The 13,716-nt window shown below is 71.0% G+C and carries 15 protein-coding genes; 7 read left to right on the top strand and 8 right to left on the bottom strand.

Annotated elements, in window-relative coordinates:
* Window positions 1–80: 80 nt before the first annotated feature.
* Window positions 81–527: an Lrp/AsnC family transcriptional regulator gene (locus BC793_RS41020; protein WP_109602018.1), complete on the top strand. Its 447-nt coding sequence runs from the start codon at window positions 81–83 to the stop codon at window positions 525–527.
* On the top strand, window positions 527–1,516 hold the full coding sequence (locus BC793_RS41015) for a phosphotransferase family protein (protein ID WP_109602017.1): 990 nt from the start codon (window positions 527–529) through the stop codon (window positions 1,514–1,516). Before BC793_RS41020 ends, BC793_RS41015 begins: the two co-directional genes overlap by 1 nt.
* Window positions 1,517–1,793: 277 nt before the next feature.
* On the opposite strand, the gene BC793_RS41010 is transcribed toward BC793_RS41015, so the two are convergent.
* On the bottom strand, window positions 1,794–3,257 hold the full coding sequence (locus tag BC793_RS41010) for a hypothetical protein (protein WP_146246695.1): 1,464 nt from the start codon (window positions 3,255–3,257) through the stop codon (window positions 1,794–1,796).
* A gap of 213 nt (window positions 3,258–3,470) precedes the next feature.
* Window positions 3,471–4,748: a TolB family protein gene (locus BC793_RS41000; RefSeq protein ID WP_146246694.1), complete on the bottom strand. Its 1,278-nt coding sequence runs from the start codon at window positions 4,746–4,748 to the stop codon at window positions 3,471–3,473.
* A gap of 188 nt (window positions 4,749–4,936) precedes the next feature.
* Between BC793_RS41000 and BC793_RS50425 the strand changes: the two genes are divergently transcribed.
* Complete coding sequence (locus BC793_RS50425; RefSeq protein ID WP_170167345.1) at window positions 4,937–5,107, top strand: hypothetical protein; 171 nt, start codon at window positions 4,937–4,939, stop codon at window positions 5,105–5,107.
* 15 nt (window positions 5,108–5,122) lie between these two features.
* Here the strand turns inward: BC793_RS50425 and BC793_RS40990 are convergent, their stop codons facing one another.
* Both BC793_RS40990 and BC793_RS40985 read right to left on the bottom strand, forming a co-directional pair.
* Window positions 5,123–6,328: a pyridoxal phosphate-dependent aminotransferase gene (locus tag BC793_RS40990; protein WP_109602012.1), complete on the bottom strand. Its 1,206-nt coding sequence runs from the start codon at window positions 6,326–6,328 to the stop codon at window positions 5,123–5,125.
* 83 nt (window positions 6,329–6,411) lie between these two features.
* A complete protein-coding gene (locus BC793_RS40985) occupies window positions 6,412–6,975 on the bottom strand; it encodes a TetR/AcrR family transcriptional regulator (protein ID WP_109602051.1) in 564 nt (187 codons plus the stop codon).
* Window positions 6,976–7,003: 28 nt separating this feature from the next.
* Between BC793_RS40985 and BC793_RS40980 the strand changes: the two genes are divergently transcribed.
* The gene (locus BC793_RS40980; protein WP_109602011.1) at window positions 7,004–7,618 is read left to right on the top strand and encodes a maleylpyruvate isomerase N-terminal domain-containing protein; all 615 of its coding nucleotides are present in this window, start codon (window positions 7,004–7,006) and stop codon (window positions 7,616–7,618) included.
* Between the two features lie 129 nt (window positions 7,619–7,747).
* Here the strand turns inward: BC793_RS40980 and BC793_RS40975 are convergent, their stop codons facing one another.
* From BC793_RS40975 to BC793_RS40965, 3 genes are all read right to left on the bottom strand, one after another.
* Window positions 7,748–8,638, bottom strand: a complete 891-nt coding sequence (locus BC793_RS40975; RefSeq protein ID WP_109602010.1) for an NAD(P)/FAD-dependent oxidoreductase — start codon at window positions 8,636–8,638, stop codon at window positions 7,748–7,750.
* A gap of 493 nt (window positions 8,639–9,131) precedes the next feature.
* Window positions 9,132–9,425, bottom strand: coding sequence for a hypothetical protein (locus BC793_RS40970; protein WP_109602009.1), 294 nt, complete (start codon window positions 9,423–9,425; stop codon window positions 9,132–9,134).
* A gap of 17 nt (window positions 9,426–9,442) precedes the next feature.
* Complete coding sequence (locus BC793_RS40965) at window positions 9,443–10,345, bottom strand: aldo/keto reductase family oxidoreductase (RefSeq protein ID WP_109602008.1); 903 nt, start codon at window positions 10,343–10,345, stop codon at window positions 9,443–9,445.
* A 136-nt stretch (window positions 10,346–10,481) separates the two neighbouring features.
* Here BC793_RS40965 and BC793_RS40960 point away from each other — a divergent pair, with 136 nt between their 5' ends.
* Both BC793_RS40960 and BC793_RS40955 read left to right on the top strand, forming a co-directional pair.
* Window positions 10,482–10,844: a winged helix-turn-helix transcriptional regulator gene (locus BC793_RS40960; RefSeq protein ID WP_373871303.1), complete on the top strand. Its 363-nt coding sequence runs from the start codon at window positions 10,482–10,484 to the stop codon at window positions 10,842–10,844.
* A gap of 100 nt (window positions 10,845–10,944) precedes the next feature.
* Window positions 10,945–11,136, top strand: coding sequence for a CsbD family protein (locus BC793_RS40955; protein ID WP_109602006.1), 192 nt, complete (start codon window positions 10,945–10,947; stop codon window positions 11,134–11,136).
* Window positions 11,137–11,184: 48 nt separating this feature from the next.
* Here BC793_RS40955 and BC793_RS40950 read toward each other — a convergent pair whose 3' ends face one another.
* Window positions 11,185–12,543, bottom strand: a complete 1,359-nt coding sequence (locus BC793_RS40950; protein ID WP_239170579.1) for a KamA family radical SAM protein — start codon at window positions 12,541–12,543, stop codon at window positions 11,185–11,187.
* Window positions 12,544–12,675: 132 nt separating this feature from the next.
* Between BC793_RS40950 and kdd the strand changes: the two genes are divergently transcribed.
* On the top strand, window positions 12,676–13,716 hold the full coding sequence (kdd, locus tag BC793_RS40945; protein WP_109602050.1) for an L-erythro-3,5-diaminohexanoate dehydrogenase: 1,041 nt from the start codon (window positions 12,676–12,678) through the stop codon (window positions 13,714–13,716).

Below are 13,716 nucleotides of genomic sequence, written 5' to 3'. Positions count from 1 at the left end.
GCGAACCGCCGGCGCGCCGCGGGAGCGACGATCGCCCGGTCGATGGCGGAACCGGCCGCCACGGCCAGTAGGGTGACGCCGTGGAAGAGATCGACCGGGCGATCGTGTCGGCCCTGACCGTGGACGGCCGGTTGTCGTATACCGACCTGGCCGAGCGTGTGGGCCTCAGCGTCTCCGCCGTGCACCAGCGTGTCCGCCGGCTCGAGCAGCGCGGTGTCATCAACGGCTGGACCGCCAAGGTCTCGTTCGAAGCCCTGGACCTGCCGTTGACCGCGTTCGTGGCGATCCGGCCGTTCGACCCGTCCCAGCCCGATGACGCCCCGGACCGTCTGGCGCACCTCGCCGAGATCGACTCCTGCTATTCGGTGGCCGGCGAGGACTTCTACATGCTTCTGGTACGGGTGAAGAGCCCCGCCGACCTGGAACGGCTCCTCCAGGACATCCGGACGGCGGCGAACGTCACCACCCGGACCACGGTGGTGCTGTCCACCCCGTACGAGAATCGTCCCCCGCGCATCGCGCCCTGATGGAGAGCCTGACGAAGAACAGGCAGACTCCGGGCACCCTGCGGGCGATGATCGCGCAGGCGTACGGCCCCGATCAGGTTCCCGACGGCGACGCCGGCTGGTGGACGGAGCTGGGCCACGGGTGGTTCAACGTGGCGTACCGGATCCGCCTGCGCTCCGCCGCCGAGGTCGTTCTGAAGATCGCACCTCCGCCGCACGTCGAGGTGATGACGTACGAGCGCGGCGCGATGGCCACCGAGCTGGCGGCGTTGCGCCTGATCCGTGAGCACACCGACGTCCCGGTCCCGGCCGTGGACCACGCCGACACGAGCCGCACGCTGTGTGACGCCGACTGGTTTGTCATGCCGTACATCGACGCCGACAACCTCGGCATGATCCGTGACAGCCTGACCCCGGCCGATCGTGACGCCTTCCAGGAGGCGCTCGGCGCGGCGACGGCCCGGCTCAACACGATCCGGGGCCCCGCTTTCGGCCCGCTGACCGGTCCCGGCCTCCCGACCTGGCGGGCCGCCTTCACCACCATGATCGAGAGCGTCCTGTCCGACGGCGAACGCCGTGCGGTGAGCCTCGGCCGCCCCTACCTCGAGATCCGCACACTGATCAGCGACAACGCCGGTTGCCTCGACGAGGTGACCGAGCCGCGGTTCGTCGAGTGGGACCTGTGGGACAACAACGCGATGGTCCGCGACGGCCGGATCGTCGCGATCATCGACCACGAGCGGGCCTTCTGGGGCGATCCGCTGATCGAGGCCGGTTTCACCGGCACGGAGCAGCCCGCCTTCGGCGATTCACGATCCTTCATCAAGGGGTACGGCCACCCGCCCCTGACCCACCCGGAGCGCGTCCGCCGCCGCCTGTACAACCTGTACCTGACCTTGATCATGGCCGTGGAGATCCCGTACCGAAACCTCGGCGGAGCCGACCATCACACCTGGGTCCACGCCCGCCTCACCGAGGCCCTGGCCCTGCTCGACGCTTCCGGCCGCTGACCTCACCGGCTACACCGATGCGGGCCGGGCGCCGGGATGCGGTCCTGGGAAGACGATGCAGGCCAGGCGCCCGGATGCGGCCGGGGCCTGGCCTGTGCGCACGGTGACCCGTGGTCGAAACGGGGACGGGGCGGAAGGTCGTGAGCCGCCCGCTCTGCCGGGCCGGAGCCTCCTCCGGCTCTCTGAGCTACCGCCGTGCCACCCCAGCCTCGTCGCCCACCGCGATCACCGCAACGCATTTACCCGCCGGGCGGTGGCGGCGGGCACCGGGAGTCGTCTACCGCACCTGCCCGGAGAAGACGCCGATCTGCCGCAGCATCCCGGCCAGCAACGGCGACGACACGGTCACCCCGTGGACCAGGTCCCGGGCCGGCGCCGGCAGCTCGGCAGAACCCTGCCGGTACGGCTGCGTCCACCCGGCCGCCTCCGGATCCACGCCGTACCGTAGGCAGGCCGCCCGCACCAGCTCGGCGGAGCAGGTGCCGTCGCCGAGTACCACGTCCCACGGCAGTGGCAGGTCGGCCCACACCCGCACGTCGGTGTGCTGGTCGCGGCCCTCCAGCCGGTGCCAGGCCGCGACGTCCGCCGCCACCAGCGCGGGCACCTTGCCGGGGCAGGTCGCCTCGACGACGTCGTCGTACCCGAGCCCGCGCATCAGGTTGAGCCACCCGGTGCGCGCCTGGTTGAACGCCCGGGTGGCGGTGTTCCACGTCGACGAGTCGTCCCCCATCCGCATGATCATGTCGGTCGGATCGCGCCGCGGGTCATAGGCACTGCGCAGCGCCCGTGCCGACGCGGCGAGCTGCTCGTAGTACAGCCCCATCAGCGTCCCGCACTGCGTGTCGTCGAGCCGGTCCAGCACCGCCCAGCGGGTCAGCACCGACGCCGCCACCCACGGCCGGCAGGTCGGCGCCGCCAGAGCCGCGGCCAGCAACTGCTCGGCCAGCGTGTCCATCGGCCGCGCCTGCCGGCCGGACGTGAACACCGTCCGCATGTTGAGCCGGGCCACGTAGTAGGCGGTGAACGCCGCGGTGGCCGGGCACGCCACGAAGTCCTCCTCGGTGACCAGGTACGCGAGCCGCGCCTTGCCGAACGCCACCGACGCCTCCCGGTCCCGTTCGGCCGCCAGCACCTCGGTGCGCTGTTGCAGGTGCAGCACGGACCGCACCGCCCGCCGGTACGCCCGGACCGGCACCCCGGGCAGCATCTCCCGTCGGGTGACGGCGTCCATCCGGTCCCGTGCGTCGGCGTGCCCACCCCGGTCACCGCGGGCCCCGGCCGGCTTCCGCAGACCGTGGTAGGTGCCGCCCGTCCACGACGTCATCGGCACCGGCCGGCGCGGCCTCGTCGGCCGGGCCGGCCACGGCTGTTCGGCGGACAGCCCGAGCAGGGGCAGGGCCGTGCCGAGCCACCGCCGCAGCGACGCCGGGTCGGCCGGATCCGCGGTGCCCGGCTGCGGCCGGCCGGCGGTCAGCGCGACGGCGGCCACCGCGCTGTGGGCCGCCTCGTAGGCCCGGCCCACCCCGGGATGGCGCTGCCACGCCGCCGGCATCGACGACCCGGTGGACCCCTGACGGGCCCGCTGGTGGCGCATCAGCGCATACAGGTCACGGCTGCCCACCGCGCTGAGCCACCGCTGGGCACCGAGGTCCACGATGTCCACCGCCACGTCCTGCGGTGGCCGCCGTTCGCGGAGCCCGCGATACAGGCGATGCAGAATGACCTCTTCCGAACGTTTCACCGAGCCCCCGAACGCCGGCCGTACGGAGACCAGCCGCACAGTATCGGCCCGCCCGGGTGTGGCGGTCGACCGATTTACCGCAGGGTGCTCAGCTCGGTGTCCGGGCCGGCGGTCTCGAGGCCGCATGCGATCTTTTCGCGCACGGCCTCGAATGCCGGAGGGCACCGCCTGGACTGACGGAGGGCCCGGCGTCGAATGCCGGAGGGCACCGCCTCAGGAGCGGGCGGCCCAGTAGATGTCGGCCACTTCGTTGGTGTCGGCGGGCACCAGCGCCTCATTCGAGGTGAACGCGACGTGCCGCCCTCCGGCGCTGATTCCCGGCGCGGCCACCATGTTGTGCGACGTCGGCGCCACTGTCGTGAGCACCCCGGTACGACGGTCTTTCACCTGCACCTGACCGTTGGACAGCAACGCGACCCAGCGTCCGTCGATGCTGATCGACGGGTGTTCGGCCGACAGATCGGTCATCCGGGTGGTGGTGCCCAGGCGGGTGTCCCGGACGAAGACGTCGATGTCGGCGTTGGTGTCGCCCGGCACGAGGTTCGTCGACCGCGACGAGAAGGCGACATACCGGCCGTCACCGCTGAGCGACTGGGTGGTGTGGCCCGTCCCGCTGTCCACGCCGTCGGCCTGTCCGCCTGTCGTGGTCAGGTTGACACGGGTCGTCGTACCGTTCCGGCGGTCGCGCATGAAGACGTCGCGGCCGTCGTTGGTGTCGTTCGCGACCAGGTCGGGCGAATCGGAGATGAAGGAGACGAAGCGGCCGTCCGCGCTGATGACCGACTCGCCGCCGCCGTTGACCCCCTCGGTCTCCCCGCTGGACACACTCACCCGCTCGGTGACCCCGCGGCGGGTGTCGCGGACGAACGCGTCCTGCGTCCCGTTGGTGTCCCCCGGTACCAGCTGGTCGTTGTAGGACATGAAGGAGACGTACCGGCCGTCCGCGCTGATCCCGCCGGCCACCGTGAGCCCTTCACCGGCCTGCTCGCCGGAATTGTTCAGCGACACCTGGCGGGTGGTGCCCGCCCAGCGGTCGCGCAGGTAGACCTCCCAGGCGCCGCGGACGACGCCGGGAACCAGATTGGTCGCGGTGGAGCCGAACGCCACGTACCGGCCGTCGGCGCTGATCACCGGCTGGGTGGAGTAGTCACCGGCCTGCTCGCCGGAGCTGGAGACGTTGACCCGCGTGGTCGCCCCGGTACGCATGTCGCGGACGAAGATGTCGGCCGTGTCGTTGGTGTCGCCGGGTACCAGCGTGTCGGATGCCGAGACGAAGGCCACGAAGCGGCCGTCCGCACTGAGCGCCGGGTCCCAGCTGAGGTCGATGCCCTGGACACCGAGGCTGGACACGCTGACGCGGACGGGGTCCGGATAGGCGACAGCGGCAGCCGCCGGGACCGGGCCGGCCCGCGCCGGGGCGGACGGCGCCACGGCGGCCGTCGTCATCACCCCGGTCACCACCATGGTCGTGAATATTCGTGAGCGGCGCATGGCCACACTCCAGTTGGCGAGTCGGTAAGGGAACCACAGCGTGTCACCGCCGGCCCGCCACGGGCCCCTGAGTCGCCCACCCGACCATGTCGGTTTCCGCAGCACGAGCCACCTCTCGGCCGCCCCCGACGGGGATGATCGCCTCGGCCCACGCTGCGCCGACCGCGCCGGTGCCCGATGATGGGATCATGAGCCAGCCGGAGATGAACCCCGAGGACTATCCGCCGATCGACCCGCGTGAGCCGGTCCCGGACGACCCGGGCGAGTTGCTCCCGGACGCGCCGGAGGAGCTGCCGCCGGCCCCCGTCGAGCCGATGCCGGACGACGGGGACGAGGGCGGTGTACGCGAGCCGGCCTAGCCGCTACCGGTGACGCTACTGACGGTAGGTGGAGAGGAAACCGCGCAGCCGGCCGATCGCGTCGTCGAGCACGTCGACCGGAGCCAGGAAGACGATCCGCAGATGGTCCGGGGTGTCGATGTTGAAACCGGTGCCGTGTGACAGCAGCAGCTGCTTCGACTCCAGCAGGTCGATGATCAGTCGCTCATCGTCGTGGATCTTGTGGACCGCCGGGTCGAGGCGGGCGAAGAGGTAGAGCGCCCCCTCCGGCTTGAAACACTCCACGCCGGGGATCGCGGTGAGCGACCGCCAGGCGTGCTCGCGCTGCTCGTAGAGCCGGCCACCGGGGGTGACCAGGGCGTTGATGCTCTGGTATCCACCGAGCGCGGTCTGGATGGCGTGCTGCGCGGGCACGTTAGGGCACAGCCGCATGTTGGCCAGCAGCTGCAGGCCCTCGAGATAGTCGGTGTCCTGGGGGCCGAAGCCGGTGATCGCCAGCCACCCGGACCGGAATCCGGCGGCCCGGTGCGTCTTCGACAACCCGCCCATGCTGATCATCGGCACGTCGGGGGCGAGCGCCGCCGCGGTGTGGTGCACCGCCCGGTCGTAGATGATCTGGTCGTAGATCTCGTCGGCGAACACCAGCAGGCCGTGCCGGCGGGCGATGTCGAGCATCCCCTCCAGCACCTCCCGCGAGTAGACCGCGCCGGTCGGGTTGTTCGGGTTGATGATCACCATGGCGCGGGTGTCCGGGGTGACCTGGGCCGCGAGTTGCTCCAGGTCGGGCTGCCAGCCGTTGCTCTCGTCGCAGCGGTAGTGCACCGCCCGGCCGCCGCAGAGTGACACCGCGCCCGTCCACAGCGGGTAGTCGGGGCTCGGCACCAGCACCTCGTCACCGGTGTCGAGCAGCGCCTGGAGGCACATCACGATCAGCTCGGAGACGCCGTTGCCCAGCATCACGTCCTCCGGCTGGACGTCGATGGCACCCTGGATCTGATACTTGTGGGCGACCGCGACCCGCGCCGAGTAGATCCCGCGGGCGTCGCTGTAGCCCGTCGCGGATCCGAGGTTGTGCACCACGTCGGCCATGATCGGCTCGGGTGTGGCCAGACCCCACGGCGCCGGGTTGCCGATGTTCAGCTTGATGATCTGATGTCCGGCGTCCTCGAGCTGCTGTGCGCGGCGCAGCACCGGCCCGCGAATGTCGTACCGGACCGCCTTGAGCCGTTGCGCCTGCTTCACCGGAACACTCTCCCACCGGGTCGACCGTCGTGTCCGGGCAGCCTGTCACATCCCGGCCGGGCGGGGGACGGCCAATTCCCGGACTATGGCATGCCGAACAGCAGATCCAACTGCGCGTCGAGCGCCGCACGGGCCTCGTCGGGCGTGGTCTGCCCGCCGAGGAGATAGACCCCGAGACCCTCCATCAGGGCGAGAAGACCAAGAGCCTGCTCCGGTACGGGCAACAGGCTCCCGATGAAGCCGACCAGTTGCGCCGTCTCCTCCCGGAGCGCGGCCGACGCCGTGGGCCGCACCGCCGTGTACGCCAGGAACGCCAGCGCCACCCGCCCGTCGGCCCGGCTCTCGTCCTCCAGCGGCAGCAGCGTCGCGATGATGGTCCGCAGCAGGTCGCGCGGCGCCGGGGAGTCACCCAGTGCGGTGATCGCCTCGGTGACCCGGGCCTCGTTGCGCTCGCGGACCACCTCCATGGCGAACGTCATCATCTCGTCCCTGGTACGGAACCAGTGCTGCACCATCCCCGCCGACACGCCCGCCTCGGCGGCCACGTGCCGCAGACTGACCGCCTCCAGTCCCTGCTCGGCCGCCACCCGCATCAGTGCGTCAGCGATCAGGGTGCGGCGCTCCCGTTGGTCCACCTTCTTGGGCATGCCGTCCATGATGAGGCACGTGGATACGATGAATGCGGACGACCTCGACGCGGCCGTGGCGGAGATGCTGCGGCTGCTGGTTCCGCTCCAGGACCGCGACTGGACGGTGCGCGCCGGAGCCCTCGACTGGGACTGCCGCGCGACGGCGGCGCACGTGGCGCACGACCTGACCGCCTACGCCACCCAGCTGACCGCCCGCCCCGGCGGTCACCTGCCGCCCGCCCTCGGCGTGCGGATCTCCCGGGCCGACGGCGCCTACCTGCCGCTCGACCTCGAGGTGCGGCCGGACGCCCCGCCGCGCGTGGTGCTACAGATCGTCGCGGCCTGCGCCGGCCTGCTCTCCCTCGCGTTGCGCGCCGCCGGCCCCACCGCGCGTGCCTGGCACTGGGGACCGACCGACCCGTCGGGTTTCGCCGCCATGGGTGTCAACGAGACCCTGATGCACACCTGGGACATCGCCCAGGGCCTGAACCTCGGCTGGACCCCGCCGCCGGCCCTGTCCGCCCGAGTCCTGGCCCGCCTGTTCCCGGACGCCCCGGAGGGCGACCCGGCAGCCGTGCACCTCTGGTGCACTGGCCGCATCGCCCTGCCCGACCACCCCCGCCGCACGGACTGGAGCATGAAGGCCGCCCTCCCCGAATAGCACCCCCGCCCAGCCGAGCCGAACCGTTGCTGCCGCCCGGGTGAGCCGGGCGGCTCTGCATAGCCGAGTAGGTCCTTGGTCACCGCGTGCCCGGAGTGCCAGGTGGTCCGCTCGGCCGGGAGGGTCTGCTCAGTCGAGCAGGGCCCTGGCCACCGCGCGGCCGGAGAGCCAGGCGGTCTGCACCCGGGGTTTGCCGAAGGCGTCCCCGCACAGCCAGACCCGGCCGTCGACGGCGTGGTCGGCGTCGCCCGGGTCCGGCTGCGCGTAGGTCCACCGGTGTACCCGCACCTCGGGTTCAGCGGTGAGGCCGAGTAGTTCCCCGACGGCACCGGCCAGCACCGGCCCGGCGGCGGCCGGATCGTCCAGGTGGTGTGCGGCCAGCGCGGCCGTCGAATGGGCCACCAGCACCGGAGCGCCGTCGCCGCGCCGGTCGCCGTCGTCGCAGACGGTGGACAGGACGGGATGCTCGTTGACGAAGGCGCCGCGCAGGTCACCCCACTCCCGGGCGGGGTAGGTGAGCACGGCCGCGATCACCGGGTGCCAGGTCTGTGCCCGGGCCGCGGCGGCGACGGCCTCCGGCGGCGCCAGCCGCAGAGCCTGTGGTCCCGGCATGGCGAGCACGACGGCGTCGGCGTCGGCCGGGATGGACGAGAGGGGACTCTCCCGCTGTACGTCGAGCCCGTCGGCGAGATCAACGGCGAGGGTACGCAGCCCGCCCGGTGCCGCCCAGCGCATCGGCCCGACCGCATCCCCGCCACCCGGATGGACACGGAGCGTGTCGGTCCACGGCCGGGCCAGGCCGCGCGCCTCCCAGGACGCGACCTGCGCCACGAAGTCCGGATGATCGGCCACCAGGTAGGCGGCGCCGATGTCGACATACCGCCCGTCGAACCGTTTGCTGGCCAGCCGCCCGCCGACGACCCGCCCACGTTCGGCGACCCGGACCCGGGCACCCCCGTCCACGAGCGCCCGCGCACAGGCCAGCCCGGCGATCCCCGCTCCCACCACGACGACGTCCATGATCGCGACCCTAACCCGCCGACCGTGCCCCGTCCCGGCTCAACCGACGACGGCCGCAGCGGGACCCGCGCAGCCCGGCGACCCAGGACGACGGCCTGTACCCCCACCACGCCGTCCACATCACATCAACCTGCATCGACGCGCTGACCGACACCCACGACCGACGACTGACACATCTCAGGGGACTGGACACTCACGGCCGACGACGACCAGCGCACACGATCGCCGATCGTGTGCGCTGACCGTCGTCATCACAGCGACGGGATCCCACGGTCCTGCTTTCGTGAGCGCTGATCCTCCCCATCGCGATGACCAGCGCTCACGATCGCGCTGTGTGTGCTCCCACCCCCCCGCTGACAACAGCCCACCGGCCGGAAGAACCGGACCGCCTGCTGGCACCGAACGCTCGGTAGGCAGCTTCCGGCGTCGGGGTCTGCGAGCTGGTGGAGTCCCGAGATCCCATCGGGCATGAACCCCGTCCGCGGACGGGTCTCTAGCCGACGGCGTGGCGGATCTCCAGGTTGCGGAAGTGTGGCCCGTCGGTGCAGAGGGCGGCCATCTTCCGCGCGAACGCGTCGGTGTCCGGGTGGGCGCTGGTCTGCATGGCCTCCTCGTAGGAGGGGAATTCCACGATCGTCACGTACCGGCTGGGGTTGTCCCGGTCCTGGGTGATGGTGAGCCGGAAGCCGGGCGGGGTGTCGCCCAGACCGCCGATGTGCTGCTCACCGAGCGCCCACATCTCATCGGGCCGGTCGGTTTCGTACTCGACGATCTGAATGAAGGCCATGGACGGAAATTAGCAGCTCAACCGGGGTCCACTGTGGATTCGCCGGCCGATCCAGCCCATCGGATGACGCCCAGTTCGGCGAGGTCGGCGGGGGAGAGGGCGAGGGCCGCGTTGGCCACGTTCTCGCGGAGGTGGGCCACCGACGAGGTGCCGGGGATCAGCAGGATGTTCGGCGACCGGTGCAGGAGCCAGGCCAGGGCCACCGACATCGGCGTCGTCCCGAGGCGGGCGGCGACCGCGGACAGGGCCGACGACTGCAACGGGCTGAAGCCGCCGAGCGGGAAGAACGGCACGTAGGCGATGCCGTCGGCGGCGAGCTTGTCGATCAGGTCGTCGTCGTGGCGGTGGGCGAGGTTGTACATGTTCTGCACGCAGACGATCGGCGCGATGCTCCGGGCCTCGGCGACCTGTTCGGCGGTGGCGTTACTCACTCCCAGATGCCGGATGAGTCCCTGCCGCTGGAGGTCGGCGAGGGTTCCGAACGCTTCGGCGACCGATGCGGGCTGCGGGCCGTCGGCGTCGCCGAGCCGCAGGTTGACCAGGTCGAGCACGTCCAGGCCGAGATTCTCCAGGTTGTCGTGCACGGCCCGGCGCAGGCTCGCCGGATCGCGGGCGGGCGGCCAGCCGCCCCGGTCGTCGCGGGTCGCGCCGACCTTGGTCACGACATGCAGGGTGTCGCGGTACGGGTGGAGCGCCTCGCGGATGAGCCGGTTGGTGACATGCGGCCCGTACGCGTCGGCGGTGTCGATGTGGGTGATGCCGAGGTCGACGGCCTCGCGCAGGACGGCGAGCGCGCCCTGATGGTCGGCGGGCGGGCCCATCACCCAGGGGCCGGCGAGCTGCATCGCGCCGTATCCGAAACGGGTGACGGTGAGATCCCCCAGCGTCCAGGTGCCGCCGGGAAGTGACGTGGAAACCATGAGGACAACTGTGGGGGAGTAACTTCCTTCCGGGAAGTACGCACTCTCAGGTGCGTCACGTACTCGGAGGTGGGTCATAGCGACGACGACGGCGGCCCGGCAACGGGCCGAGGCGAAGGCGGAGTACGACGCGTTCATGGCGGCCTGCCCGAGCCGGCGACTGCTCGACACGATCTCCGACAAGTGGGTCGTCATGATCCTGGCCGCGCTGGGCAGCGGCCCCGACTGCACCGGCGGGCCGCGCCCGATGCGCTACTCGGAGCTGTCCCGGCTGCTGGCCGGGGTGAGCCAGAAGATGCTGACCCAGACGCTGCGCACGCTGGAACGCGACGGCCTGGTCAGCCGCACCGTGACACCCACCGTGCCGGTCACGGTCCACTACGCGCTGACCGGGCTCGGGCTGTCGCTGCACGAGATGATGCGGGGTTTGAAATCGTGGGCCGAGACGCATATGGACGAGGTGCTGGCCCACCGCGCGGAGCGGTCCGGGACGCCCTAGCCCGGCGTGGCCCCCCACACGAAGTGTTTCAAAGCAGCGCGCACCGGGCACCAATCGTTCGTCAGCAAGCGCGACACGGACCTAACGGAGGGCGGACATAATGAGCTTCACCGACAAGGTCAAGAACAAGGCCGAGGAACTGACCGGCAAGACGAAGCAGGGCATCGGCGAGGCGACCGACAACGAGCGCCTCTACGCCGAGGGTCAGGCGCAGGAGACGGCCGCGCACGCCAAGCAGGCGGGCGAGCACGTCAAGGACGCCGGTCGCGACGTTCGCAACGCCTTCGAGTAAACCGCACTGACAGTATGAGGGGGAGGCGCCCGGCGCCTCCCCCTCAGGTCATTCCGCGGCCTGCTGCTTGCGCCACCACGCCTGGCCGGTCTCCGGCAGCGTGTCGATCGGGTCGTAGTAGGCGTACGGCTTGGAGAGGGCCTCGCTGTCGTTCGCCTCGATCGAGGTGCGGTAGTTCTTGGTCCAGTAGGAGATGCCGTGCTCCCGGTCGTACTCGGCGACCATGTGCACCCAGCGCTTGCCGACGAACGGCACGTCGCAGACGATGCGCGGGGTGGCGTACCCGGGCAGGTATCCCATCAGGTCGTGCTGCAACTGCTGGGCGTGCCAGACCGGCACCCGCCAGTGCTCGGCGTTGGGGATCATGTCGCACATGTAGAAGTAGTACGGCAGGATGCCGGTCTCGCCCTGGAGCGCGAAGCAGAGGTCGAGCAGGTCACCGACGGTGGCGTTGACCCCGCGCATCAGCACGCCCTGGTTGCGCACGTCGCGGACGCCGACCTCGAGGAGGGTGCGGACCGCCTTCGCCACCAGCGGCGTCAGCGAGTTGACGTGGTTGACGTGGGTGTGCACGGCCAGGTTGACGCCGCGCCGTTCGGCGGTGACGGCGACCCGGTGCATCCCCTCGACCACGTCGTCCTGGAGCCAGTGCTGCGGCAGCCCCATCAGCGCCTTGGTGGCGAGCCGGATGTCCCGGACGGTCGGGACCGACAACAGCCCCATCAGGTACGCCTCGAGCTGCTTCCACGGCACGTTGGCGACGTCCCCGCCGGAGACGACCACGTCGCGTACCCCCGGGTGGGCCTTGAGGTAGGCGAGGTGTGCCTCGTAGCGGTCGACCGGCTTCTGCAGCAGTTTGAGCTTGGCCACCGTCGGAGTGCTGTTGCCGACCAGGTCCATCCGGGTGCAGTGCCCGCAGTACTGCGGGCAGGTGGACAGCAGCTCGGCGAGGACCTTGGTGGGGTAGCGGTGGGTGAGCCCCTCGGCGACCCACATGTCGTGCTCGTGCAGGGAGTCGCGGGCGGCGTGCGGGTGTGACGGCCAGTCCTGCCGGCGGTCGCTCGCGACCGGGATCATGTAGTTGCGGACCGGGTCGGCGTAGAACGACGCGGTGTCCGGCACCCGGTCCGGGACCATCGTGTTGATCATCTGGGGCGGGATGAGCATCGACATCGTGGCGTGCTCCTGCTGGTCGGTCTCGAGGTCGGCGTAGAACGTCTCGTCGACCAGGTCGCCGAGGACCGTACGCAGCTGCTTGATGTTCTTGACGCAGTTGACCCGCTGCCATTGCGAGGACTGCCACTGGGCCGCCGTCACGTCGCGCCAGCCGGGGAACCGGGTCCAGTCCGGCTCGATCAGCTCGCGCCGCTGGTATTCGTACGGCTGGCCTGCCAGGTCGTCCGCCACCGGAAGATCCTCCCTCGTTGGATTCGGATCAAGGTACCGGAGAATCTCCGGTCTAGTAACCATGTATACGCAGGATTTACGGTGAAGGCTGCTCTGTGAGAGTGTTTTTAACGCGTGAAGATCGTGAGGAGCATGAGCATGGTGGGGTTGCGGCGGGTAGTGGAACCGGCCGGCGTACTGCCGCAGGCCGCCTGGCGGCTTGATGCGTCGCCGGAGATCGGGCCGGACGAGACCCGGATCCGGGTGCAGCGGCTCAACCTCGACGCCGCCAGTTATCGGCAGCTGGCCGAGAAGCATGCGCACAACGGCGACGCGATCCGCGCCGAGGTGCTCGACATCGTCGCGACGCGCGGCAAGATGCACAATCCGGTCACCGGGTCGGGCGGCATGCTGATCGGCGTGGTCGAGGAGGTCGGGCCGGAGTCGCCGCTGGCGGTCGAACCGGGGGACCGGGTCGCCACCCTGGTGTCGCTGACCCTCACGCCGCTACGGATCACCGACGGCCTGGCCGGGTGGGACGGGCTCAGCGAGCAGGTGCCGGCCGAGGGCACGGCGATCCTGTTCGGCCGATCGATCGTCGGGGTGCTGCCCGACGACCTGCCGCCGGAGCTGGCGCTGGCCGTCTACGACGTGTGCGGGGCGCCGGCGCTGACCGACCGGGTGGTCCGCGGCCACCACAAGTCGGCCGGGCAGGCGGGTGCGGACCGGGTGACCGTGGCGGTTCTGGGTGGCGCCGGCAAGAGCGGGTCGCTCACTCTCGCGGCGGCACGGCGGGCGGGTGCCCGTACCGTCGCGGTGGTCGTGAACGAGGCGGAGCGCGACGCGCTCACGAAGGCCGGACTCGCCGACCACGTCGCGATCGCCGACGCCCGCGATCCCGTCGCGGTCGCCGAGGCCGTGGGCGAGCCCGCGGACGTGACCGTCGTCTGCGTGGACGTGCCCGGCTGCGAGCACGGCGCGATCCTGGCGACCGCGAACGGCGGCACGGTGATCTTCTTCTCGATGGCGACCAGCTTCCCGGCCGCCGCGCTGGGTGCCGAGGGCCTGGCGGCGGACGTGACGATGCTCATCGGTAACGGTTACGTGCCTGGTCACGCCGAGTTCGCCGTCGACCTGCTGCGTCAGGTTCCCGCGGTGCGGGCGCTGTTCGAGGCGCGGATCGCGGCAGACTGA

The sequence above is a fragment of the Actinoplanes xinjiangensis genome, from assembly GCF_003148685.1.
Taxonomy (GTDB): domain Bacteria; phylum Actinomycetota; class Actinomycetes; order Mycobacteriales; family Micromonosporaceae; genus Actinoplanes; species Actinoplanes xinjiangensis.
This window is presented reverse-complemented; position numbering and strand designations above follow the sequence as displayed.